This is a genomic window from Rhodoferax aquaticus, assembly GCF_006974105.1.
Classification (GTDB): Bacteria; Pseudomonadota; Gammaproteobacteria; order Burkholderiales; family Burkholderiaceae_C; genus Allorhodoferax; species Allorhodoferax aquaticus_A.
Map to the genome: position 1 here is coordinate 4,584,357 of NZ_CP036282.1, position 25,279 is coordinate 4,609,635.

General features: G+C 58.6%; 20 protein-coding genes and 2 riboswitches. Of the genes, 2 read left to right on the plus strand and 18 right to left on the minus strand.

What is annotated here, in order from left to right; genetic code table 11:
• Window positions 1–6 precede the first annotated feature (6 nt).
• From EXZ61_RS21120 to EXZ61_RS21195, 16 genes are all read right to left on the minus strand, one after another.
• Window positions 7–540, minus strand: coding sequence for a hypothetical protein (locus EXZ61_RS21120; RefSeq protein WP_142813892.1), 534 nt, complete (start codon window positions 538–540; stop codon window positions 7–9).
• Complete coding sequence (locus tag EXZ61_RS21125) at window positions 537–1,250, minus strand: hypothetical protein (protein ID WP_142813893.1); 714 nt, start codon at window positions 1,248–1,250, stop codon at window positions 537–539. The genes EXZ61_RS21120 and EXZ61_RS21125 overlap by 4 nt, the downstream gene beginning before the upstream one ends.
• Window positions 1,247–1,915 carry a PilN domain-containing protein gene (locus EXZ61_RS21130; RefSeq protein WP_142813894.1) on the minus strand — a complete coding sequence of 223 codons (669 nt, stop codon included), beginning with the start codon at window positions 1,913–1,915 and terminating at the stop codon, window positions 1,247–1,249. The genes EXZ61_RS21125 and EXZ61_RS21130 overlap by 4 nt, the downstream gene beginning before the upstream one ends.
• A gap of 10 nt (window positions 1,916–1,925) precedes the next feature.
• A complete protein-coding gene (locus EXZ61_RS21135; RefSeq protein ID WP_142813895.1) occupies window positions 1,926–2,990 on the minus strand; it encodes a hypothetical protein in 1,065 nt (354 codons plus the stop codon).
• 160 nt (window positions 2,991–3,150) lie between these two features.
• On the minus strand, window positions 3,151–6,681 hold the full coding sequence (locus tag EXZ61_RS21140; protein ID WP_201799096.1) for a LamG domain-containing protein: 3,531 nt from the start codon (window positions 6,679–6,681) through the stop codon (window positions 3,151–3,153).
• Between the two features lie 2 nt (window positions 6,682–6,683).
• Entirely contained in the window at window positions 6,684–7,136 is a 453-nt protein-coding gene (locus EXZ61_RS21145; protein WP_142813896.1) for a hypothetical protein, read from the minus strand.
• Window positions 7,133–7,942, minus strand: coding sequence for a type II secretion system protein (locus tag EXZ61_RS21150; RefSeq protein WP_168224848.1), 810 nt, complete (start codon window positions 7,940–7,942; stop codon window positions 7,133–7,135). The genes EXZ61_RS21145 and EXZ61_RS21150 overlap by 4 nt, the downstream gene beginning before the upstream one ends.
• Complete coding sequence (locus tag EXZ61_RS21975; RefSeq protein ID WP_168224849.1) at window positions 7,929–8,363, minus strand: prepilin-type N-terminal cleavage/methylation domain-containing protein; 435 nt, start codon at window positions 8,361–8,363, stop codon at window positions 7,929–7,931. The genes EXZ61_RS21150 and EXZ61_RS21975 overlap by 14 nt, the downstream gene beginning before the upstream one ends.
• Window positions 8,356–8,841: a GspH/FimT family pseudopilin gene (locus EXZ61_RS21160; RefSeq protein ID WP_168224850.1), complete on the minus strand. Its 486-nt coding sequence runs from the start codon at window positions 8,839–8,841 to the stop codon at window positions 8,356–8,358. Before EXZ61_RS21160 ends, EXZ61_RS21975 begins: the two co-directional genes overlap by 8 nt.
• 275 nt (window positions 8,842–9,116) lie before the next feature.
• Window positions 9,117–9,563 (minus strand): type II secretion system protein, encoded by a 447-nt coding sequence (locus EXZ61_RS22450; protein WP_142813899.1) that lies wholly within the window; start codon window positions 9,561–9,563, stop codon window positions 9,117–9,119.
• Between the two features lie 362 nt (window positions 9,564–9,925).
• A complete protein-coding gene (locus EXZ61_RS21170) occupies window positions 9,926–11,161 on the minus strand; it encodes a type II secretion system F family protein (RefSeq protein ID WP_142813900.1) in 1,236 nt (411 codons plus the stop codon).
• On the minus strand, window positions 11,161–12,891 hold the full coding sequence (locus tag EXZ61_RS21175; protein ID WP_142813901.1) for a GspE/PulE family protein: 1,731 nt from the start codon (window positions 12,889–12,891) through the stop codon (window positions 11,161–11,163). Before EXZ61_RS21175 ends, EXZ61_RS21170 begins: the two co-directional genes overlap by 1 nt.
• A gap of 204 nt (window positions 12,892–13,095) precedes the next feature.
• Entirely contained in the window at window positions 13,096–15,852 is a 2,757-nt protein-coding gene (gene metH, locus EXZ61_RS21180; protein WP_142813902.1) for a methionine synthase, read from the minus strand.
• A 25-nt stretch (window positions 15,853–15,877) separates the two neighbouring features.
• A riboswitch (S-adenosyl-L-homocysteine riboswitch) is annotated at window positions 15,878–15,961 on the minus strand.
• Window positions 15,962–16,007: 46 nt separating this feature from the next.
• Window positions 16,008–17,006: a Gfo/Idh/MocA family protein gene (locus tag EXZ61_RS21185; RefSeq protein ID WP_142813903.1), complete on the minus strand. Its 999-nt coding sequence runs from the start codon at window positions 17,004–17,006 to the stop codon at window positions 16,008–16,010.
• 55 nt (window positions 17,007–17,061) lie between these two features.
• Window positions 17,062–17,667, minus strand: coding sequence for a hypothetical protein (locus tag EXZ61_RS21190; protein WP_142813904.1), 606 nt, complete (start codon window positions 17,665–17,667; stop codon window positions 17,062–17,064).
• Between the two features lie 56 nt (window positions 17,668–17,723).
• Window positions 17,724–18,800: a homocysteine S-methyltransferase family protein gene (locus EXZ61_RS21195; protein WP_142813905.1), complete on the minus strand. Its 1,077-nt coding sequence runs from the start codon at window positions 18,798–18,800 to the stop codon at window positions 17,724–17,726.
• 23 nt (window positions 18,801–18,823) lie between these two features.
• Window positions 18,824–18,904, minus strand: a riboswitch (S-adenosyl-L-homocysteine riboswitch).
• Between the two features lie 197 nt (window positions 18,905–19,101).
• Here EXZ61_RS21195 and recQ point away from each other — a divergent pair.
• Entirely contained in the window at window positions 19,102–20,952 is a 1,851-nt protein-coding gene (recQ, locus tag EXZ61_RS21200) for a DNA helicase RecQ (RefSeq protein WP_425353594.1), read from the plus strand.
• A 58-nt stretch (window positions 20,953–21,010) separates the two neighbouring features.
• Here recQ and EXZ61_RS21205 read toward each other — a convergent pair whose 3' ends face one another.
• Both EXZ61_RS21205 and EXZ61_RS21210 read right to left on the minus strand, forming a co-directional pair.
• Window positions 21,011–21,304 (minus strand): hypothetical protein, encoded by a 294-nt coding sequence (locus EXZ61_RS21205; RefSeq protein WP_142813906.1) that lies wholly within the window; start codon window positions 21,302–21,304, stop codon window positions 21,011–21,013.
• Window positions 21,305–21,550: 246 nt separating this feature from the next.
• A complete protein-coding gene (locus EXZ61_RS21210; protein ID WP_142813907.1) occupies window positions 21,551–23,875 on the minus strand; it encodes an ATP-binding protein in 2,325 nt (774 codons plus the stop codon).
• Window positions 23,876–24,077: 202 nt separating this feature from the next.
• Between EXZ61_RS21210 and EXZ61_RS21215 the strand changes: the two genes are divergently transcribed.
• On the plus strand, window positions 24,078–25,277 hold the full coding sequence (locus EXZ61_RS21215) for a threonine ammonia-lyase (protein ID WP_142813908.1): 1,200 nt from the start codon (window positions 24,078–24,080) through the stop codon (window positions 25,275–25,277).
• Window positions 25,278–25,279 lie beyond the last annotated feature (2 nt).

The window sequence follows — 25,279 nt, forward strand, 5'->3', positions numbered from 1 at the left end:
CGTTTCTTAGGGGGATGGCGCTGCACAGGGTGGCAGCACCGCGTCAGAGTGGTCCGTTTTAGGCACAGCGGGCTTGGAACGATCGGGCTTGCTCACCGTCACTTGACGTGTTGACCCAGTGGGACCCACAGGGGATGGCTGGGCCTTTGCAACAGCTGCCGCTCTAGGCACGGCAGCACAGCTCACAGCGTTCTCTTGGCCCATTGGACCCACTGCGCTGCGCTGCACGCCCGCAAAACGGGGCAGTTTGTACACCTTGCCGCCCTCTTTGAGCCAGACCTCGGTCTCGGTGATGCGCTCAATGCGCGCGCTGCCTACCGATTGCCCCACCGCATAAATCCGGGTGTCCAAAGCCAAGTAGGGCACACCATTGCGCACCAACACCGCCACGCCAGCGGTGGGGTCTATGCCCCCCACAGCGCCACCAATAGGGGCTTGCTGCTCCACAGGCGCTTGGGTGGGGTCACGCAAAGCCTGTGCAGACACCCCCATGCAAAGCACAAGGCCACAGACACTCAAGCAAACAGGATGCAGCTTCATGGATCCAACCCTAGCAAGAATACTTGCACGGTCAACACCGGAGCGCTGTTGTCTGCTTTAAGTTGCATGCGTCCCCACCGCAGTCCGGGAAGTGCAAGCTCTAGCACGTGCACATAGCGCACCAACTCTGCATACGGCCCCGACACACGCAACTCCACGCCGCGTTTGCTAACGGCAGACCCGAGTTGTGGCTGCCCCACAGCAGTGGGGATCACGCCCGGCGGCGCTGAAGCCATGCTTGCCAAAGGGTGAGGAGATGATGCATTGACTGGCGCGCTAGCGGCTCCTCCCGGCTCAAGCGTGCGCAGACCCAACAAGGTCAGGCCCTCTTGCCGCTTTAAAAACTGTACCAAGACTTGCTCCAAGGCTGGCGCTCCTTGCGCTTGGGGTGCCAAGGCTTGTATCTGCAACTCCAGCGTTTGCAGCTTGGCCGCTGCTGTGGCGAGCTCTGAACGTACTGGCTGATTGCTATCTGAGGCTACCGGAATGCTGGACAGTTCACTGCGCAACTTGGCAAGCTCGGCGTTTTGTAGCTCAAAACGCTGGACAGCCTGCTTGTATTGCGACTGCGCAGGCGACAGCCAAGCCAAGTCTGCCACTGCTAGGCAACTGACGATCACCGTAACAAAGAGGACAAGGCGCTCGCGCTGGCTTAATGCATCAATGCGCGCGGCCTGCTGGGTCCACCACATCAGCAGCGTTTGTTTCATGGCGTGCTCCCTTCGGTGACCCGCAACTCAGGTTGCACATGGAGCAACACAAAACTCCACATAGGACGACGCACACCCGGGGTGGCCGCGCCACCCGCGGGCACAGGGCTAGACGTGTCCACACGCTCGACCTTGACATTGCTCAGCTCCAAGCCGCGCAGCAGCGGACCTTGGGCCAGGCGCTCTACCCAGGCGTTCAGTGCGGCAGGCTCTAGCGTATTGCCCATGAGTTCAAAGCGCCCGGCATCCACCGTAAGCTGGGTAATCCACACCGTATCAGGAATGCTCCGCGCCACCCATTGCAAGCGGTCTGAATGCCCGGCCCCGGGTCGGTAAACCCCTTCTTGCAAGACCTGCAAGAGGTGAGTGCGCTGCTCAACAGCAAGGCGCTGCGTCTGCAACTGCTGCACCAAGCTGCTATCGACAGGCCCTGCCCCAGCCTTGGCGACACGCACTGCAGTTTGCAGACTCTCAATCTCCTTGGACTGCGCAGCCATCGTGCCGAGGTAGCCTGCACGCGTGTGGTCCAGCCTCCACACCCATGCCGCGCACAAAGTACCACCCAGCAGCACAAACGCCCCCAACGCGGCGGCCATGGTTTGCGCAGAAAAGTACTTTTTCTGGATCAGAAAAACAGGGGTACAGAGATTAATTTGCTGTGGCATAGGACTGGGCTTACAGCTTTCGCGGCTCCGTGCGCAGACACACACCCAATAAAGGCATGCACGCCGCCTGGGTCGCTGGCGCTAGGTCTGACCAACCCGCAAACATTGCGCCTAGGGCTAGCACCCCCACCGTTTGCCCCAGTTGCTGGCCAACCTTGTCTGCCAACTCGGCACTGCGCTCGCCTGCGTACAAACGCAGGCCACTGAGTGGTTTGCTGGACCACGTGCGCTCCCACAAATCCAGCGAGCGTTGCACTTCCACCACTAAGCGCTGCAGGCCATCGTCTGCCGTCAGGGGTGACGGCGCAACGCCCAGGTCAACGCTTGGGCTAGGTGCCGCATAGTCCGGCACGTACTCTTCGACCGGTGTGAAGGCGTCGATAGCACTGACTTCAGAATCTACAACTTCACCCCATGCGTGGCTTAAAAACCCATCGGGTAAATCAAACCGACGGGTGTAAAACAACTCTTCATTCGCCGAAATGGTGAGTATGGCTTGGTGTTCTGGCGTCAAAACCAAGGCGGCACTCGCCATGGACTGCGTAGCCTGGCCCGAAGCACCCAGGCTTTGCAGGTTGCGCTGCGCGGTCTCTTGCACATCAATCACCTGCACAGGCCATTGCATGCGTTGTGCCAACTGCATAAGTTCTTGAATGACTGCGTTGGTGGTGGCCACCACAAACAAATGCCGCGTGCCGGTTTGCTGACCGTCGCCCACGCGCAAAACATCCAGCGTGATGTCGTCCAAGTGGGTGGGGACCATGTCGCGAATCAGGTAGCGTGCGGCGGCACGCAGCTCTTCTGGGGCCACAGCGGGTGCATCAATCTGCAGGAACTGGTATTGCTCAGGCCGCAACATCACTGCGGCGTTAAGTCCTCTGAGATCGTGGGCCTCCAACTGGTCGACTAGGCCGTCAAGGCCATGCTCACCTTGGTGCGCTATACCCGCAGCCACGAGGTCGAAACCACCCCCCTTGCGCGGGCGAACACGCACAAACGCCAATGCGCCAGAGGCCCAAGACACCACCAGCTGGTCTGTCGAGCTGGAGCGACTCCAAGGCCAGCGCAGACTCAAGGCTGCCTCCAGAAGGTCGGCACCACTAAAAGGCTTAACGTGTGTTTCATGCGTTGTGAACCAATGCCTACAGTTGCTCTAGTTTATATAGCTAACCAACCCTTGTGTGCATGGCACGCAAAGGCGTAATGGATTGTGTCGTTTATTTCTTGATAGAGACCTAGTAGTTCTCCCGTCTATAGATCAATGGGCTTTTGTAAACCCCGAATGTGGCACGGGCTGTGGGGTTGGCAGGGCCAGCCCCCTTCCAGTCAAACTGCAGCCAGCTGGGCACCGTGGCACTGATGTCGATGGAGCCAGAGCGGCCAGCCCCAGGGGCTTTAAGCCATAAGTTGAAATTGCCCGCAAACCCTGCCACGCCATTGCTGTCGGTGCCCACGACGCCGCCCTCAAGAAAGCTGCGATTACTTACCGGCACAGCCCCGGAGCAGCCTTTGCCGCTGTAATTCACTGCATCCCGCACGCAGGTCGATGCGGTGATATCTGTCCCTACAGGCGTAAATTGCAAGACCGTGGTGGAGCAAGAGTCCGCCGTGTTGAGCAGCCAACCCGAGGTACTGCCCCCCCAGTACTCCGCTCGCAACGACACGGGCAGATCCAAGAGCTCAGAGCCATAAGCATTGCCTAAGCGCACCCGGCCACTGCGCAGTGCGGCCAGCCCTTCAGAACCCGGAGCGGAGCTTACCGAGTCTGCTGCGGTCTCAGTCGCTCGGACCTTGATGCTGGCAGGTACTGTTTGCTTGGTGGCAAAGGTAAACACCGGGCTGGCACTGGCTACCCCCGCCGTGAATGCGCCTGCGGCAAGGCTGTTAGACGCCATGGTGCCAGCTGCTGAATTGGCATCCGACAACGCGACTGCTTTGGCGAAATTGGGGCTGGTGTTGGCACTGCCGTCGTAATTCACCGTGGTGTTGCCGGCCTTGTTTCTCGCCACCACCTGCACTGCAAATGCTTGGCCTGAATAGGTGTAGGCACCGGCGGCACACCCTTGGGTAAGCAAGGTGTCAAAGTGATTGGGGATGAATCGCCCCCCGGCTCCCGTGCTGCCGGTAGTGCCCGTGGCGGTCAACCCACTGCCCAAGTAACTGCCGCTAGTCAAGCTGGCCGTGAGGTCCAGCGACCCCACTTCTGTCCACGACAGATTGCTAGCGCTGGCGCTGCCCCCAACAAAACTGCCCAAGGCCCCGGAAAAAACGCCGTTGGATGACGCGCTGCCGGTCGGCTGGTATTTGGTGAACGACAGCGTGGCTGTTTCTTTGGGCGTTTCATTGCCAAAGTTGGGGGTTGTGACCCCTGCACTGTTGCGCGCGCTGACCGTGGCACTGAAGTCTGCCCCTGCCTTGATGGGACTAGCAGTCACCCCTGAGATGGCAAAACTCGCGGGCGCTGCGACAAAGGTGTCGGTGCCCGCCATGGTCACGCCCGCCGTAGTTTCGCTGGCATTCAGGGTGACGCGGCCCACATCGGCGTACTGCACCGCCAAGCTGGCAGAACCCGCTGAGTCAAAGCTCAGGCTAAGGCTTTGTCCGGTGCTGTCACATGCGGCACTTGCACTGGCCCCACTGTTGAGCGCTGATCCACCGATGCGCACAGGCCTACTGCCCGTGGCAGGCGTTTGGTAGCTGCAGGTGAAGGTGATACTTCGGGTTTGGTTGGCAAACGTGGGCACGCAAGCGGTGCTGCTATCAGACTTCTTGACGGCTTTGAATGCCACGGTTTGCAGCGTCTCGGCCACGTGGTTGGGCACGTTGAACAAGTAACCAGCGTCCACAAAGGACAGGTCGGCGTCACAACTGCTGCCATAGGTGTAATCCTGTACTGTGCAGCTGCTAGCGGTACCCGAGCGCTCCGTGACCCCGCCTGAACTCAGGTTGACGTTCACGCTCTCAGATACGGTGTTGGCCAGCCCCAACACAACGCGAGACTCTCCCGAAAACACATAGGTGGCCGTACCGCTGTTGGCAGCGCCCGTAGTGTTGACCGGGTTGATGGCATTGATGTTGGACCATGTGCCGCGCCCTGTGCTGGTCGCCAAGTTCAGCGTCGTACCGGCCAGGCTAATGGGCGCGTGGGCGCTGTCGTGCGCGGTTATGGTCACACTCGCAGCCGCACCACCACAGTTCACCGTCTCTCCGCCATGCAAGATATGAAAGTGGTCTAGGCTGGTACAGGTCGTGCGGGTCAGGCTGCGGTCGGCGGCGGCTTGGCTGGCGTTGATTTCAGTGGGGTAGATGTACACCTCGTCCACAATGCCATTGGCACTGTTGGGAGTGCCGTTGCTGGGGGTCACGCCGGAGGTGCGGTTATCACCCACATACAGTGTACTTAGCCCCGCGATCACGCCACTGGTGGTGCTGCGAAATGGTGTGCTCCCTGTGGTGGTAGCCAAGGCGCCGTTCACAATGATCTGTTGCACGGTCTGGTTGGTCCCGGCACTGAAGCTCCATGTAATCGCAATGTGCTGCCAGGTGCCTGACGCAAAGCTGTAGTTGGTGCTGGTTTGTGCGGTGCTCACGATCGCATTCGGGGTGGTGTTGTCACTCATCGTGAAACGCAAGGCACCGCTGGCAAGTTTCATCAAGTAGAAGGGGCGCGATGCCGTAGTAGTGGCGTCTAAGAGCATGGCATCGCTGGAGCCTGCATTCCAATTGACGTTGGAGCGGTACCAAAAGCTGACCGACCCTTTGCTGCCCGGGACCAAGGGAGTTGCTATGGCATCGATGACCGTGTTGGAGGTATTACTCGGAACCGAAGCCCCTCGGCACAAAGCGCCGCCGGCCACGTTGGTGACGGCTCCTTGTCGCGAGGCATGCTGCGAATTACCAGAAATATCGCGCACCTCACCCACCGCTCCGGTCCATGAGCTCTCGTCAAACCGGTACTCCGCGCCTTTGCCAGCCAGTTGGTTGGACGGGTACCACAGTATGGCGGTGCCGCGCAAGGGGTCAATGAACGGCTGATTGAAGGAATACGCGGTGTAGTCGGTGTTACTGACCTGCACCCCCACGGAGGCACCTGTCCCATCAGAGGCCCCCACGGTGTATTGGTAGATGAAGTTACCGTCTAGGCTGCTGGGCCCCTCTAGCAACAGAACTTGAAAGTTGTAGCGGTCGGTTTGGCCATACAGCTTGACGTTGCTCCAGGTCACGATGAAGCGGCGGTTAGGCGCAGTGCCCACCAACTCATAGCGCACCGCAGCACCACTCGTGCTCTGGGCGGTACCCGCCACGATGTCACGCCAATACGGCACCATGATGTTTTTGGGTACAGCGCTCAAGCTGCACCCCCAGCCGAAGACCGGTGAAGCTGAGGTAATGGGCAGTGCAGATGCGTTGTACACCCGGTGAAAGCCTGACACATCGGGCGGAAACGCCAAGATGCCATTGGCGTAAATGCGCAAACCGCTGTAGCTTGTGCCTGCAAAACGAAACTTGAACCCGCTGCCAAAACTCACGTCAGCCCAGTCATCGTCGCCATAGGGAAACTGGGTGCAGCCGGGGGAGTTGCTGGTGGTATTCCAGACTGCGGTGCCCGCCGTTGCGGAAGGCGTGACATAGGTAAATGTGGTGGAGGTATAGGCATAGGTAGCCGCGCCTGCCGGGGTGGCTGCCGCCGCCAAGTAAAGCCACACCAGCCAGTGCAGGCGCGACAGCAAGTACGCGGCGTGGGACAGAGACGGCAGAAGGTGCATTGCTATTTCTCCAAGGCAGCGCTCAGGCTGCGCTCTACAAAGCCTGCGCTACCGACCGATCCGCCACTGCTCGCCACTGCGGTGAACTGGAACAGTTTGACGTTGGCAGTGGCCGAAGCTTCGTTAAAGCTCGTCATCGTGCAGGTCACCACCACCGTAAAGCCGCCATCAAAGGTGCCCGTAGCCGGCAAGGCTTGTGGCGAACTGGGGCACGTGGCAGTCGCACTGGCCTGTGGCGCTACGGCTCCAATACCCCACTCCAAGCCAGCCCGCGCAGCCCAATAGGCGCGAGAGCCCTGCAAGTCTTGCGCGGAGGTGAGCTGCTGGGTATTGGAGAACGTGACCATGTACGCCCCCATAGCGGCCAATACCACTACCAAAAAGATAGCAGCAATCGCTGCAAAACCGTGCTGCTGCGCACGGGAGGACCATGTGGCGGGAGTGCAGCAGCTCATGGCGTGTTGTTCACGTGTACTTCGTGGTAGAGGCTCACCACCTCACCACTGCTGTCGGTGAAGCCCATCGTGAGTTGCACCAAGGCATTGCGCTGCAGGTCCGAGCCGTTGTAGGTGATGGCACAGCTCACGTTCTGCGCGATCAGCGTTCCGCCTGTAGACGGGCAACTGCTGCTGTAAGCATGGTGGGTGGCGCGGTACAGGTTGCCGCCCCGGCACACATAGGCTACGATTTTTTCGTCTGCAGGAATGACTTGAAAACGGTGACTGCCAGACGCCAGCGGAAACTGCTTGGGCGTGATCTGAATCTTGGTCTCGCCAGCTAGGCTGCCTGCTGACACCCCCAGCACAGGGCTGGTGTTGTCCGCGTTATAGGCATCCGCACCGCTGATCCCCAAGTTGTAGACCACCACCACGTCACCAGCCACAATGGCCTGCGCACTGACTGCGCTGTTGCTCCCTAACATGTCAAAGCTGGCATCTGCGGTGGAGAAGTCCAAGGCGTCACCGGCTCCTGTGCCATCGGGCTGCGTTCGGTAGCGCCCCCCAGTACGGGTAGGGATGAACTCTAGGCACTGGTTGTTGGTTTGGCGCACACTGTTGGGCAAGGCCACTTGCACATCGCGCGCGATGCGCCGCACCACCGTATCGGCCACATCGGTCAGGGCAGCGCGCCTGGCACCGGCAAAGTAGGCATCTATGGGGCCGCGCATGAACACGGCCACCATGCTGCCCAGCACACCCAGTATCACGATCACCATGACCAACTCGACCAAGGTGAATCCGGCTTGCTTAGTAGTTCGCACGGTAGCCCACCATCGTGATACGGCTCGCACTGCCCCTAGCGACCGTGACGGTCACTTTTTTCAGACTGACTCCAGTTTCCAGTGTCGCCGGAGCTACTGCAATGGCCAGGGTGTAGCCTGCCAAGGCAGCAGGAAGATCGGTAAAGTCCGCCTGCGTTTTGCCGTTGTAGTCGTCTACGTTGTCAAAGCTGGCCCGATTGGTACCCACCGGGGCGCTGGGGTCACGGGCAAAACTTTTTTGCAATATTTCTTCCATGACGGCATCGGCCAACACCATGGCCTGCTTGCGCTCCATGGGATCTGCACTGGCTTTGACGTTGGTCTGAATGACCAACAAAATGCCCGCCATGCCCAAGCTCACCACCACCACAAAAATGATCAGCTCCACCAACGTGAAGCCATGCTGCTGAGGCCTATTCATGGACATAGCCGGTACTGGCCTCGACAATGATGTGGGTGCTGTCGGCAATGGAAATGGTGATGGCACCCGCTTGGTCCGTGCTGCCCAAAGGGGTGAACTGAAACCCCGTGAGCGCAGCCCCAGCGGACTGCCCCGCCAAACCACTGCCGCCGCGCAATGTGCTGGGCGGCGGCAGTACCGCGGCCGCACTGCATGTGCCGACCGCAGGGTTTGACGCAAAAATGCGCAAGCTAAGACCTGTGTCGTCAAGCTGCACACACACGTTGCGGCGCTGTGCAATCGCCGTTTTCTGCGCATAGCGCAACAGGGCGAGCGTTTCGTCGTGAAACCCTCGCGCGCTGAAACTATTGGTGTTGCTCAGTCGAGGGGCAGCAAACACCGCCAGAACCCCCAGCAGCACCATGACCATGACCAGCTCGACCAAGGTAAAGCCCCACTGCAAGGCCCTACGCCTGCCGCAGCGTTGGATAGGATGCATTGCGTGAGTTGGCTGAGGCATGCTAGGGTCGATAAACGCTATGAGTTTAGTAGCTGCTTACGCATATTGCATCAGGAATAAGAGGCTCTTTTGACTCCAAATACAAGGACCTGCACAGGCCGTGACCCGGGCGAACCCAGCCACACATTCAGCGCCATTCAACGGCCCCCGCACACCTAGCGTGTACGGATGGTGCATGCACTGCGCAACCCCAAGCAAAAAGCCAAAGCCAGTGAGGTTGCGCTCACTGGCTTTGGCCTGAAGACATGTCGGTGTTAGTTCGCAGCGCCAATGATCGTGAAGGTGGCTGTCCCACCCGAAGCACAGGTAGAACCAGTTCCATAGTTCAAGGTGCAGACTTGAGAAACACCATTCTTCTCGGCACCTGTTCCCGTCACTGCAGTGTCGGCAGTCAAATAGTTAGAAGAGGTGCTGCAAGTGGTAGCCAACGTCACGCTCGGATTCAACAAGGCACCCACGTCCGAACACTTGGCGACTTGGACACATTTGTTTGCCACAGCGACATTGTTACTGGCAGCACAGCTTGCATAGTTGATCGAGGCCGCTGATGAAAGTGCGCCAGCGGTTCCACTGAGTGCTGCCTGCTTAGCATCGGACGACAAGTCCACAAACTTCGGAATCGCCACCGCTGCCAAGATGCCCAAGATCACAATGACCATGACCAGCTCAATCAATGTAAAGCCACGCTGTGTTGTTTTCATAGTGCCCACCAAGTTGATAAATGTGATGAAACCGACTGCCCTCAAAACCGCTACGTGCCCTTGGCATAGCCGCACACTCGGTGCCTAAGTGATTGCTAAGCTACATCCTAATTCAAGTCTACGTTTTCACCTAAGCTGACCCAACGCATTGTGCGTTTGACCGGTGTTTAACCCCTTGATTTGGGCTTAACGCCACTAGTCCACCCCCCCCACACATAGGCATGGATCGCGCCGTACGCTCCATGTAGTCCATTGCCAATGCCGTTCGCAGGGCGCCTACCGTGGTTTGAATAGCAGCCAACTCTCTCAAACGCCCGGTCCACAGCGGGGCTAACAGTCGATTGGGGCGCATGGCTGTGGCCTTAGCCACCCCGCCCCATGGCAGCCCCGCCCATGTTCCATAAAGGCAAAAAGACACCCAGCGCCAAGAGCAAAACCAGCACACCGATAATGCCCAGCAGCACAGGCTCAATGGATGCGGACAGCCCTTTGATGCTGTAGTCGGTGTCTCGTTCGTACATATCTGCAATCTCAAACAGCAAGCTATCGAGCTCGCCGGTTTCCTCACCCACTGCAATCATTTGAAGCACGACGGGTGTGAAAACGCCCGTCGCCGCAGCGCAGCGCGAAATGCTCTCGCCGCGCTCAATGCCATCGCGCATTTCCTCTACACGGCTGCCAATGAAGGCGTTGTCCACCGTTTGCGCAACCACGGTTAAGGCTTGCACCAAGGGCACCCCGCTTTGGCTAGACAGCGCAAAGCTGCGGGCGAACCGCGCCAAGGTAGCCTTGCGCACGATCTCACCCACGATGGGCAGTTTGAGCTTGCGGGCGTCCCACCGGTAGCGCCCCTTGGGGGTACGCAAATAGGCCCGAACCGCAAACACGGCCCCCACCATGCCGACGATCAGCGCGGGCCACCAAGCAATCATCCAACCCGAAAAAGCCAACAAACCCCGCGTAATCACAGGAAGCTCGGTATGGAAACCGGCAAACACTTTGGCAAACACAGGGATGACAAAGAGGTTGAGGATGACCACCGCGACGCCCATCGCGATCAGCACAAAGGTGGGGTAACGCAGGGCTTGGCGAATGCGCTCACGCACATCGCGCTCAAACTCCATGTGCTCGGTCACCCGCAAAAATACCTCCGTCAGGCGCCCCGTCATCTCGCCCACTTTGATCATGGAAATGTAAAAACTGCCAAACAGATCTTTGTGTCTGGCCATGGCCGCAGAGAGTTCACGCCCTTGGTCCAAGCTGGCCCGTATGTCCTGGAGCAGCTCCACCATGGCAGGCTTGCTGGCCGACGCTTGCAAACCGGCAAACGCGCGCAGTATGGGCACACCCGCTTTGTTCAGCGTGTACATCTGGCGGGAGAACAGCAGCAAATCCTCCAGTACCACGGGGCGGCGGTTCAGCCGGGTCCACCACCCCTCCGTGCTGGCGTCTTGCTCAGCGGCTGCCACAGCAATCTGCACAGGGGCAATGCCAATCGATAGGAGCTGATCGGCCACCCCCCCTTCGGTCAGGGCCTCGAGCTTGCCGCTCACGGATTCACCGCGTTTGTTGCGCCCCTTCCATGCGTAGATGGCCATCAGGGGGTGCCTGCTACATCCAAGTCGTCAACGTCATACCCAACCCGCATGGCTTCCGCAAGGGTGGTACGCCCGGCCTTCACCAACTCCAAGGCATGGTGGGCCATGCTTTGGCCGCGCATGCGTTCGCGCGCGCTGCGCATAAAGTCACCGGGATCCGCCAAGGTGGCCTTGTGGGCCAGTTCCACATCCATTTCCATGAGCTCATACACCCCTTGGCGACCCGAGTAGCCAGACCCGTTGCATGCCGAACATCCCAGGCCTTTTTGGGGCAGCCATGTGGGTGTACCGACCTGCAAGGAGTCCAGCCATGATTGCTCTTGGGCGCTTGGGGTGTGCGCAGCCGCGCACTCGGTGCAGTTCAAGCGGAGCAAACGCTGTGCAATAACGGCCTGCAAAGAAGTGGCCACCATGTAAGACGGCACACCCATGTCCATCAACCTAAACGGCGTGCTCATGGCGTCACGGGTGTGCAAAGTAGATAGCAAGAGATGCCCAGTAATCGCCGCGCGCAGACCAATTTCGGCTGTTGCAGAGTCGCGCATTTCGCCCACCAAGATCACGTCGGGGTCTTGGCGCAAGCAGGAGCGCAGCACCTTGGCAAACGTGAGTTCAATCTTGTCATTCACCTGCACTTGGGTGATACCGGGCAAGCGGTACTCCACGGGGTCTTCGACGGTGATGACTTTGAGTTCATCCGCATTGATTTCCGCCAGTGCCGCATACAGCGTGGTGGTTTTTCCTGAGCCCGTAGGCCCGGTGACCAGCACCATGCCCGACTGCCGAGCCAACACTTCACGAAACCGCGCCAGCATGGCCGCAGGCATGCCAATGGCATCGAGGCGGCGCATGCCGATGCCTTGGTTGAGTAAGCGCATCACCACCGATTCGCCATAGGTGGCTGGCAGGGTCGACAGACGCACATCAATGGTTTGCTCTTTGAGCCGCACGCTGAAGCGGCCGTCTTGCGGCAAGCGCTTTTCAGAGATATCCAAACCACCCATAAGCTTGAGGCGCTGGGTCAGCGCACCCGCAATGCGCTTGTCAGCTTGGGTTTGGGTTTGCAACACACCGTCGACCCGCACCCGAATTTGCAAGCCCGCCTCTTGGGGCTCAATGTGCACGTCAGACGCACCGACTTGCATGGCGTCTTCAAACAGCGACTGCAACAAACGCACCACCGGTGCACCCTCCAGCCCCACGCTGGCGGTGAGTTCACCAAAGTCCACCGCATCTCCGATGTCTTTTTCCAGCGCCCGCGCCAAGCCGCTGATTTCTTCGGTGCGGCGGTACAGCTTGTCAAACGCTAAGGTCAGCTGGCTTTCTGGTGCGGCGGCTATGGCGATGTTGCGCTTGAGGATGCGCGTGAGCTCGTCAAAGGCAAACAGGTCGAGCGGGTCAGACATGGCCACCAGCAACTGGTCGCCCTTGTCTTCAAGCACCACCGCCTTGAACCTGCGGGCATTGGCTTCAGCCAGCAATTTGACGACTTCCGCGCGAAACGGAAAGGTCTTCAGATTCACGAACGGAATGCGCAGCTGCCGCGCCAAGCCGTTGGCCAACAACTCTTCGGTGATGATGCCGGTCTCTATCAGCAAGCGCCCCACTTTCTTGCCGGTGGTCCGCTGTAACTCCAAGGTTTGCTTGAGCTGCTCTTGCGAGATCAGGCGTTGCTGCACCAGTACATCGCCTAAGCGCAGTTTCTCCGGGCGACTGGTGGCAGTTGTCATGCGCAAGTCCTGTTTGAGCTGTGGCAAAAATAATAGCACGTTGCCATGGCTTGTGTCATGACAATTACCAAGCCAAAGCGCCCGCTAATCGGGCGCAGCAAGCTACAGTATTGATAGCTAATTGCGCACAGTACATGTGCCGTCTAGACCGATTCAGCCGCGTGCAACGCCAACTCGCACCGATCAACGGTGCGCCCGTCTGTGTTACAGGTTCGGTGCCAGCAAACGCTGCAACTCGGCGGCAGTGCGGCCACGGCGGCGCACATGGTCTTGGAGTTGGTCATCCGAAATCTTGCCCACGTTGAAGTAGGTGGCGTCGGGGTGCCCCAGGTAGAAGCCGCTCACGCTGGCGGCTGGCGTCATGGCCAGGCTCTCGGTCACGGCCATGCCAATGTCTTCGCACTGCAGCAGCGCAAACATGTCTTGCTTGACGCTGTGGTCAGGGCACGCAGGGTAGCCGGGGGCTGGACGAATGCCTTGGTATTTTTCGGCAATGAGCTCTTCAGCGCTTAAGGCTTCGCTAGGTGCGTAGCCCCATAGGTCGGTCCGCACGCGGTGGTGCAAGCACTCGGCAAAAGCCTCGGCCAAGCGGTCTGCAATGGCTTTGAGCATGATGGCGGAGTAGTCGTCGTGCGCATCCAAGAAGATCTTTTCGCGCTTTTCGGTGCCAATGCCCGCGGTCACCGCGAACATGCCTGCGTAGTCTGACTTAACTCCTTGGGGCGCCACAAAGTCGGCCAGGCAGCGGCTGGGGCGCATCACGCCGTCAATCTCTTGCTTCTCGGTTTGCTGGCGCAGGCCGTACCAGGTGAGTGCAACGGTGCTGCGGCTCTCGTCGGTGTAGAACTCGATGTCGTCATCGTTCACGCTGTTGGCCGGGTACAGCGCCACCACGGCGTTGGCGGTCAGCCATCGGCCTTCTATCAGGCGCTTAAGCATGGCTTTGCCATCTTCAAACACGCGGCTGGCCTCGGTGCCCACTACCTCGTCTTTCAAAATCGCTGGGAAGGGCCCGGCCAAGTCCCAGGTCTGGAAGAACGGGCCCCAGTCAATGAACTGCGCCAACTCGGTCAGGTCAAAGTTCTTGAACACGCGCCGCCCAATGAACTTGGGGACCGTGGGCGCAAAGCTGGCCCAGTCCACCGGCGTTTTGTTGGCACGGGCCTTGGCCAGCGGCCACATGGGCGTTTGCTTTTTGTTGGCGTGCTGGTGGCGCACCTTGTCGTAGTCGGCGTTGAGCTCGTCCACATAGGTTTGCACGCCGTCGCCCAACAGGCTTTGCGCCACGCTCACGCTGCGCGAGGCATCGGGCACATAGACCACTGGCCCTTCGTAATGGGGCGAAATTTTGACGGCGGTGTGCACCCGGCTGGTGGTCGCGCCTCCAATCAACAGCGGAATCTTCTTGATGCGGAAGTAGTCGTCCTTTTGCATCTCGCCCGCCACGTACTGCATTTCTTCTAAGCTGGGTGTGATCAGGCCTGAGAGGCCAATGATGTCCGCGCCCTCTGCCTTGGCTTTCGCCAAGATTTCATGGCAAGGCACCATGACGCCCATGTTGACCACGTCAAAGTTGTTGCACTGCAAAACCACGGTCACGATGTTTTTGCCGATGTCGTGCACATCGCCCTTGACCGTGGCAATGACGATCTTGCCCTTGGTCTTCACATCGCGGCCTGCGGCTTCGTCCAGGCGTTTTTCTTCTTCAATATAGGGAATCAGGTGGGCAACGGCCTGCTTCATCACCCGGGCACTTTTCACCACCTGGGGCAAAAACATCTTGCCTTGGCCAAACAGGTCACCCACGATGTTCATGCCATCCATGAGCGGGCCTTCGATCACATGCAAAGGACGTCCGCCTTTGGCCAGCACTTCTTGGTATGCCTCTTCGGTGTCCGCCACGATGAAGTCGGTAATGCCGTGCACCATGGCGTGGCTTAGGCGTTGGCCCACCGTAGCCGGGGCTTCAGGCGTGCCGCGCCACTCCAGTTTCTTGCTCTCGTCTTTAGCGCCGCTCTTGGCGGTTTCGGCAATGTCCACCAAGCGCTCGCCGGCGTCAGCTCGGCGGTTGAGCACCACGTCTTCCACACGTTCACGCAGAACAGGTTCCAGGTCGTCGTACACGCCCACCATACCGGCGTTGACGATGCCCATGTCCATGCCCGCAGCAATGGCGTGGTACAGGAACACGGTGTGGATGGCCTCGCGCACCGGGTCGTTACCGCGGAAGCTAAACGACACGTTAGACACACCGCCACTCACCTTGGCGCCGGGCAGGTTTTGCTTGATCCAGCGGGTGGCTTCAATAAAGTCCACCGCGTAGTTGTTGTGCTCTTCAATGCCTGTAGCAATGGCAAAGATATTGGGGTCGAAGATGATGTCTTCTGGGGGGAAGTCCACCTCGTCCACCAAGATGCGGTACGCGCGCTCGCAAATCTCGATCTTGCGGGCGTAGGTGTCAGCTTGGCCCTGCTCGTCAAACGCCATCACCACGGTGGCGGCCCCATAGCGGCGTAGCAACTTGGCTTGGCGTTTGAACTCTTCTACGCCTTCTTTCATGCTGATGGAGTTAACCACCGCCTTACCCTGCACACAGCGCAAGCCTGCTTCAATGACGCTCCACTTGGAGCTGTCAATCATGAGCGGCACGCGAGAGATATCAGGCTCGCTGGCAATGAGGTTCAAAAACCGCACCATGGCCGCCTGGCTGTCCAGCATGGCCTCGTCCATATTGATGTCGATGATTTGCGCACCGTTCTCGACCTGCTGGCGCGCCACGGCCAAGGCTTCTTCAAACTGGCCGTTCAGAATCATGCGGGCAAACGCCTTGGAACCCGTGACGTTGGTGCGCTCGCCCACATTCACAAACAAAGAGCTGGCGTCAATGCGCACGGGCTCCAGGCCGGAAAGCAGCATGGGCGCAACGGACGTAGCTAAAGAGGGGGAACTTGTAGAAGACATGCATCTCACCTGTAAAAAACATCTTGCCAGGTGAGCGTCGTTGCGGTGGGTCAAGCACTGTCCAAGCCTGACGGGAACAAAGTTTCCCGCTGCAACGCTCCTTGGATGGCGCGATTTTAAGGGCTAACGCGCCGCAAGGGGCGCGAACTTGGGGGCTAAACGCGCACCCAAGCTCCCGAAGTACTGGAAGCCACCATGGCGTCCAATATGCGCATGTTCAAAATGGCGTCTTCCACCCCGTAAGGCAAGGCCACCAGACCGCGCACCACTTGCGCAAACGCATCCCCCTGCAGCGCATACTGGTCGGCCGCGGGCAGGTTTTCCACCTGCTGGGCACCATCGCGCAGGCTTTTTCCGTCGTGCACCCACAGACGGGTTTCTTCCGCCTGCGGGGCGTTGAACGGAATCTCAATCTCCAGTCTTTGCTGGGTGCCTATGACTTGCACCCGTTGGTAGGGGCATGTTTGGGTAGACACCGTGAACGTCAAATGCCTGCCCTGGCCAAAGTCCATCAAGGCACTGGTGGTCCGGTCTGTACCAAACTGCGGGTCATGGTCTTGCAGTGTGATGACGCGCAACGGTTCCGCTTCAAACAAAAACCGCCCCGCCACCAAGGCATAGCACCCGATGTCATACAAAGCCCCACCGCCCGCATCGGGACGGTTGCGGATATTGGCCGCATCGCGGTTGAAGTAGGAGAAAAACAACTGAATGGCGCGCACCTCACCCAATGCGCCGCTGCGCACCAGCTCACGTGCACGCAGCCACTGGGGATGGAAACGCACCATAAAGGCTTCCATGATGTGCACCTTGTCCGCCACTTCACGCAGTTGCGCGGCCTCGTTCGCAGTCAATGCAAACGGCTTTTCGCACAGCACATGCTTGCCAGCCCGGGCAGCAGCCAAGGTCCACGGCACATGCAAATCGTTGGGCAAGGGGTTGTAGACCACCTCAATGGCGGGGTCTTCTAACAAGGCCTCGTAGGACCCATACGCATGGGCGATTCCGAGTTTGTCAGCCGCCGCTTGTGCAGACGCGGCGTTGCGCGAGGCAATGGCGCGCACCTCGCACCATTGGCTACCTTGCAAGCCCGGGATGACCTTTTGAACCCCGATCTTGGCCGTGCTGAGCACGCCCCACTGAACTTTTTGCATGAAAAATTGCCTTGGTAGTGGGGTTGCAGTTACACCGTGGATAGGTTCTGATGGCTTAGTAGTACAGGAACAGTCCGAGCTCGGAATGGTCCCCATTTTTACTGGCACCGCCCGCGACAGGCTTGAGGGTTTCACTCACGTAGCGCAAGCTGATACCAAATTGGCCAGGATCATTGCCTTTTTTAGGGGGCGTAGAGTCCAAGACGTACTGCAACTCAAGCACTGCGCCTGGCTCACTCTCATAGCGACCAACAACCGGAAGGCCCGTAGCCAGACCTGTGCCAGTCACCTCAGCCAATGTGAGTACACGCACACCGGCCCCCAGACGCCAGCTAGGCGCCATGTCGTAAAAGCCCATCAATTCCGCTGAGTTAGTAGTCAGAGCGAGTTCGGCGTCCGACGCATTGGTGGCTGTGCGTTGACGACCTAAAGTTCCTTGCACTGTGAACTTTGGTGCTACACGGTAATCCATGCCAACCTTGTACAGCAAACCAAGACCGGTCTTCACATTCCAAGTTGAGCCATCTGTGTAGCCGCCCTTGAGGATGGACTCACCGCCAAAGCCCGTGCCAGCCATACCATAGAAGCGCCAATTGGTAGTATCCGCATGCGCCAGTGCACCGCCCAGCCCCAATGCAAGGGCTAACAATTTAGTTTTCATCTATCCCCCTGAAAAAAGGGATGCATTGTTACATGGGAAAATCAGCGGAATTAGCCTCAGGCCGCGTCTTTGTAGAAATAGTTTCGATTCAGCGAACGCGTGGCAACGGGGGCAACGGCTTGGGCGATGGCGCCGATGTGGTCGGGCGTGGTGCCGCAGCAACCGCCCAGGATATTGACCAGGCCTTCGGCAGCAAACTCACGCACCAAACGGCTGGTGACATCGGGGGTTTCATCGAAGCCGGTGTCGCTCATGGGGTTAGGCAAACCGGCGTTGGGATAACAACTAATGAACGTGTCCGGTGCCACTTTGTGCAGCTCCTGAATGTAGGGGCGCATGAGCGCAGCGCCCAAAGCGCAGTTCAGCCCGATCGCCAGTGGTTGCGCGTGGCGCACGCTGTGCCAAAACGCGGTCACGGTTTGGCCACTCAAGATACGGCCGGAGGCATCGGTTACCGTACCGCTGATCAAAATAGGCAGGCGTTCACCACTGGCTTCAAAGTATTCGTCCACCGCAAACAAGGCCGCCTTGGCGTTCAAGGTGTCAAAAATGGTTTCCACCAAGATCACATCGGCGCCACCTTCGACCAAGCCTTTGGTTTGCTCGTAGTAGGCCGCGCGCAGCTCTTCAAACGTGACGTTGCGTGCGCCGGGGTCGTTCACGTCGGGGCTGATGCTGGCGGTTTTGGGCGTGGGGCCTAAGGCACCGGCCACAAAACGGGGCTTGTCGGGCGTGGAGTATTTGTCGCACGCTGCGCGCGCCAACTTGGCCGACACCACGTTCATTTCATAGGCCAACTCGCCCATGTCGTAGTCCGCTTGCGCCACGGTGGTGGCACCAAAGGTGTTGGTTTCAATCAGGTCAGCACCGGCCGCCAAGTAACGCTCGTGGATGTCACTGATCACGTCTGGCCGGGTCAGGCTCAGCAATTCGTTATTGCCCTTGATGTCCCGGTGAAAGTCTTTGAACCGGTCACCTTGGCCACCGGGCCCGGTGTAGCCTTCGCCACGGTACTGGGCTTCACCCAATTTGAAACGCTGGATCATGGTGCCCATGGCACCGTCCAAGATGGCAATGCGTTGTGCCAAGATGCCGGGCAATTGCTGGGCGCGGGTGTATGTGATGTTTTTCATGCGGGCTCACCTGGTGAATGTCAAACAAGTGAGCGCGGTTGTCCAACCCAAGCCTGGCGGGGAGTGTGGCAACACACTTCAGCCGCTGCAGCGCCCCTTGGGAGCGTGAATTTTAGTGCAGGCAATTGCTTTACGTCTTGCCAAACAAACGCTGTCACGCCAAGGTCGAAGACAATAGGCCACTTAACCACCCGCTTGCAAACCACGAGCTTGGGCTGGTTTGCGGTATGACTTTAGGCAGTTTTGGCCTTCTGCGCCCGTAGATACTGCGCAAGCAGCTACTGTTTATATAGCAATCACTTTGTCCTACGCTCAGGTTCTTCACGACGTTTTTGGCTACGCGCAGTTTCGGGGGCCCCAAGAAGCCATTGTTGAGCATGTGGGCGCAGGCGGAGACGCGCTGGTACTCATGCCCACGGGCGGTGGCAAATCCTTGTGCTACCAAATCCCGGCTATTGCCCGCCAGCAAGCCGGGCATGGGGTCACGGTGGTGATTTCGCCGCTGATTGCGCTGATGCACGACCAAGTGGGTGCACTGCATGAAGCGGGCGTGAGCGCTGCCTTTTTGAACTCCACACTGAGCAGTGATGAGGCATACCAAGTGGAGCAGCGCATGCTGCGCGGCGAGATCACGCTGCTATACGCCGCACCGGAACGGGTCACGACTCCACGCTTTTTGGCCCAGCTCGACTCCATGTTCGAGCGCGGCACGCTCAGCCTGTTTGCCATTGACGAAGCCCATTGCGTAAGCCAATGGGGACACGACTTTCGCCCTGAGTACCGCGCGCTCACGGTCTTGCATGAGCGCTACCCTGGCGTGCCGCGCATGGCGCTCACGGCCACGGCGGATGACCTGACGCGGGCCGACATTTTGGAGCGCTTGCAGCTGCAAGACGCCCGCGCCTTTGTCAGCAGCTTTGACCGGCCCAACATCCGCTACACCATCGTCGAGAAGAAAGACAGCACCCAGCAGCTCTTGCGCTTTATTGCCCGGGAGCATGAGGGTGATGCGGGCATTGTGTATTGCCAGTCCCGCCGCAAGGTCGAAGACATTGCCCAAACGCTGGTGGATGCAGGCCTGAACGCTTTGCCCTACCACGCAGGGCTGGACACCAAGATCCGACAAACGCACCAAGACCGCTTCTTGCGCGAAGAGGGCATCGTGATGGTGGCCACCATCGCGTTTGGCATGGGTATCGACAAGCCCGATGTGCGTTTTGTGGCGCATTTGGACATGCCCAAAAATATCGAAGGCTACTACCAAGAGACAGGCCGCGCCGGGCGTGATGGACTGAGCGCCCAAGCGTGGATGGCCTACGGCTTGCAAGACATGGTGAACCAGCGCCGCATGATTGACGAGAGCCCGGCCAGCGAGGAATTCAAGCAAGTCATGCGTGGCAAGCTCGATGCGCTCTTGGGCCTAGCCGAAGCGTCAGACTGCCGCCGCGTGCGCTTGTTGGCCTATTTCGGCGAGAGCAGCACGCCGTGTGGCAACTGCGACAACTGCTTGAACCCGCCTGAAGTATGGGATGGCACCGACGCCGCACGCAAGCTGTTGTCAACCATTTACCGCATTCAGCAGATGAGTGGCATCAGCTTTGGTGCAGGGCATTTGATGGACATTGTGCGGGGCAAAGTCACTGACAAAGTGACCCAGTACAACCACGCCAGCTTGAGCACCTTTGGCATCGGTGCCGACTTTAGTGAACTGCAACTGAGAGGGGTTTTACGGCAACTCATCGCGATGGGTGCGGTAACCGTAGATGCCCAAGCATTCAACACCCTGCAACTTACAGAGCAGGCCCGCGCCGTTTTGAAGGGTGAGGTTGCAGTGAGCTTACGGGAGTCGGTGTCTAGCCCGGCGGAGCGAAAGTCTAAGCGTAACCCCCGCTTGGGTGCCATTGTGAAAGCCCCGATTCAGTTGGACAGCGAGGCTTTGATGCGGTACTCAGCGCTGAAGGCCTGGCGCGCTGAGGTCGCCAAGGAGCACAACCTACCCGCTTATGTCATTTTCCATGATGCGACGCTGGCCGCTATTGCGCAGCGCTCGCCCCAATCGCTAGAAGACTTGCAAGGTATCAGCGGTATTGGGGCAAAAAAGCTGGAAGCTTATGCGCAGGAGGTGCTGCGTGTGCTCGCGCAGAGCCAGTAATCCTGCTGCCAAGCCAAGCAGGCACTGCTAAACAGTAGCTAGCTTGGACCCAGAACGCCTAGTGGCGGCGAAAGCAGCTCTCGTACGAGATAGCCGCACCCGTCATGGTGTTTTGCAAACGCTCAATCGCGCGCTGGTGGCGAGCACCATTAGGTGCAGTGCGTGCCAACTGGCTGTGCTGTTGTACTAGCGCATGCAATTTGTTGCGGCAGGCGTCTAACGCACCCGCAAAGTTCAGCGCAATATAGGCTGAATGGTCTGCGTGGGTTTGACGAAACTCGTCAGACCAGTAATTGAACAGCTGCCACTTGTAAGTTCCTTTTTCGGGGACTTGAATGAGGTCTTTACGCATTTGCACCAACTTTTTGTTAAACAATCGTTCAGCATCGGGTTCAAAACTGCCAGCTCGGGGTTTGAGGAGCTAGCAGCTTTGGTACCTGCCTGTACCTTTCACGCGTGAGGGCTTGGTTTGGTTGACACCTAGCCCAAAAAATCACGGTTTAGGTGCGCGGGTCTATGCTTGACCGCGAAAAAATGCCCCTTGGCGGGGCTGTTTTTGGGGAAGCGTGGGGCGCAAACCCGGTTAGCCGCGGTCTATCTATTGCAAAAACCCCATGCTCCGCTGTTCACGGACCTCCGGTTTGATGCGGTGTTCCGCTTCTAGTTGCTCCAAAAACTCCTCTGGCTCCAAGATAGTGTCCAAGAGATGGGCTTGGCGTTTCACTGCGGCAAAGTCCCCCGGGCACAACTGATCCAACGCGGTCAGGCGCGTCAATAGCGGGGGCGTCAGGCGCTCACACTGGTCAGAGCAGGCCTCGGCAATAAAAAATGCCTCGCGCTGGACGCGTGTCAGCGGCTTGAACTGAATCTTGAACGTGAACCTGCGCAATGCCGCTTGGTCAATGCGGTCCATCAGGTTGGTGGTGCAGATGAAGATGCCGGCAAAGCGCTCCATGCCCTGCAGCATTTCGTTGACTTCTGTTACCTCGTAGGTACGCTGGGCGCTCCTGCGGTCTTGCAAGAAGCTGTCGGCTTCGTCCAGTAGCAAGACGGCTCCATCGGCTTCGGCATCCTTGAACATGTGCGCCATGTTTTTTTCAGTGTCGCCGATGTACTTACTACTCAGATCACTTGCCTGGCGCACCATGAGTGGCTTAGCAAGTTCGTTGGCAATGTGCTGCGCCAGCGCGGTTTTACCTGTGCCGGGCGGGCCATAAAAACACAGTGTGCCATGCCCACGCGCCTGCAAGGCTTGCACCACCCGCGGAATTTGGTAGCGGCTTTCAATATGAGACAGCGCTGGCTTGTACTGGGTGATGCTAGGCGGATATACGGGTGTGCTGCGCGTGCCAAGCGCTATGTCCGCATTACGCAATTGGCGCTCCATGAGCTGCTCTAAGTGCTCCGCACCGCCAGCTTGCTTGGAATGGCGGGCGAGTTCTGCAAAGCGTGCGGCGGTGCGTATTTGTGCAGGTGTCAGGCCCTTGCGCGCGGTGAGTCGGCCTACAAACGCGTCGGACACATTAATTCCCGCGAGCGTTTTCCGCACGATCGCCTCCCGGGCTCCTGGAGGAGGAGACTTAAGCTCAAGGTGGTACGCAAACCTTCGGCGAAAGGCCGGATCAATTTGTTCGATGCGGTTGGTCACCCATACTGTCGGGATCGTATTCGTCTCCAGAATCTGGTTCACCCAGGCCTTTCCGTTGACGCTGGTTCCCACTGGGATTGCACTTGCGTCCGAGCGTGCCAACAGTTGCGCCGCTTCGCTTGAGAGTGGAGGGAACACATCCTCCACTTCATCAAAGAGCAGGGCCGCTTGGGTGCTGCCCTTCAAGAAGACCTGAGCAATTTGCAAAGATCGGTATCTGTCACGTCCGCTCAAGGAGTTGCCATCCCGGTCGGCGTACTCCACCTCAAACAGGTCTAGGCCTGCATGCTGCGCCACCACTTTGGCAAGTTCTGTCTTGCCGGTGCCGGGTGGGCCATACAGCAGGATGTTGACGCCCGGCTCCTTGCACTCGACTGCGCGCGCCAAAAGATGTGACAAGACCAAGGCATCCTCAGCCACAAAGGCAAAGTCCCCCATGGTGAGCGTGCTCTTGGATGACAGGCGGGTAAAGACCGCCATGAGCTCGGACTGGTCGCGGTAATGGCGCATCAGAACTGGGGGGAGCTTTTCGCTGACCTTCATGAGGTCGGCAAGGTCGGTAATGTTGTGCTCAGAGATCAGGTTTTCTACCAGTCCAATACGTTCGAGGCGAGAGCCTGCGCGCAGCGCGTCGCCTAGCTCTTGAGCGTCCACTCCGGCAACTTGGGCCATGGTAGCAAAGGCTTCGGGCGCATTTTGGACCTTGAACTCGACCAAGATGCTGCGCATTTCGCGCTGGTAACGGGCCAAGGTTCCATAGAGCAGCAAGGCACGCTCGGCTTTGTTGAGCTTCAACAGCCCCGCCAGAGCGTTGATGTTTTTTTCCACCATCGTGGATTGTTTCTTGAGTGAGGCCGCTAAGCCTTCGGCAGTTGCACTCAGTACGGAGATGAGGTCTTTTGCATGCTCTTTGGCGTACTCATCTAAGAAGAAGAACAAGGTGGCTTCGTCATATTGGCCTCGCCAGGTTCCGTGGCGGGCCATAAATTCTTGAGCCGCCAGCTGTTCGTGGCCACGCCACAACTCGTTACCTAAGCAACGGCGCTGCAAAAAGTCGCGCAACCGAGCCAGCACCGACACGGGCCACATCAAGTGGCGCCCGGCCAAACCGACGATCCCATTGAGGTCGCGGCGCACATTAAAGTTTGCACCTTGGCGAACGGCCAAGGTCAGCACAAAGTGCGAGCACATCAGATCCAACACCGGTGCGTCCTGCAAACCCGGTGATGAAATAAGATGCCCCCCCAAGGGCTGAAAAAGCAAACGCTTGGCCATCAAGTGCCTCCGACGCTGAGTTGCGCCGGATTTACGATAGCGCAGTCAGGCGCAAGATGGAAGTACCGATCGCACATTTATTTGCGACCTTGCGCCCCCAGTTTCGATTTTGCATACCCTTAAGTGACTGCAAAGTCGCGTATTTGTGACGAAAGTGCACGCAATATGCCAGTGCACCTCTATGAAGATTGGAACAATGACCATGGTTGAATACGAAGATGTGTTGGCAGCTGCCCAGCGGCTACAAGGCCATTTGCTAAATACCCCTTGTGTGGCATCACAAACGCTGTCGGACATTACCGGTGCCCAAGTGTTCCTAAAGTTCGAGAATTTACAGTTCACCGCTTCGTTTAAGGAGCGTGGCGCGTGCAACAAGTTGGCGCAGTTGACCAAGGAGCAGTCGGCCCGGGGCGTGATCGCGATGAGCGCTGGCAACCACGCGCAAGGAGTGGCTTACCACGCGCAACGCTTGGGGTTACGCGCGGTGATCGTCATGCCGCGCTTTACGCCAGGCGTGAAGGTGGAGCGCACGCGCGGCTTTGGCGCCGAGGTCATTTTGTACGGTGACAGCTTGGAAGATGCCCGCGCCCATGCCTATGCCTTGGCGGAGTCCGAAAAGTTGTGCTTTGTACACCCCTACGACGATGAGGCAGTCATGGCCGGGCAAGGCACCGTCGCACTGGAAATGCTAGAGCAGGTGCCAAACTTAGACACTTTGGTGATTGCGATCGGCGGTGGCGGTTTGATATCGGGCATGGCCACGGTGGCAAAAGCGCTGAAGCCTGGGATTGAAGTCATCGGGGTGCAAACGGTGCGATTTCCGGCCATGTTCAACGCGATCAAGGGCACCGCCCATCCGCAGGGGAGCAGCACAATCGCAGAAGGTATCGCGGTAGGGACGCCTGGACAGTTGCCCCAAGACGTCATTAAGGCGAGGGTGGACGACCTCTTGCTGGTGGACGAAGGCGACATTGAACAGGCCTTGGTCATGTTGCTCGAGGTCGAGAAAACCTTGGTGGAAGGCGCCGGCGCGGCGGGCTTGGCGGCATTGTTGAAGTACCCAGAGCGCTTTAAAGGTAAACGGGTGGGCTTGGTCTTGTGTGGTGGCAACATTGACCCCTTGTTCTTGGCGGCCATCATTCAACGCGGCATGGTACGTGCGGGGCGCTTAGCGCGCATTCGTGTAGGCGCTCGCGATGTGCCGGGCACATTGGCCCGCATCACTGCCATGGTGGCGGAAGCGGGCGCTAACATTGACGAAGTGCACCACCAACGTGCGTTTACGACCTTGTCTGTGCAAAATGCGGAGATTGAACTGGTGGTTCAAACCCGTGGGCACGCCCACGTTAACGACGTGCTCGCCGTGCTGCGCGATGCAGGTTTTGACGCGCGCTTGGCCTAATT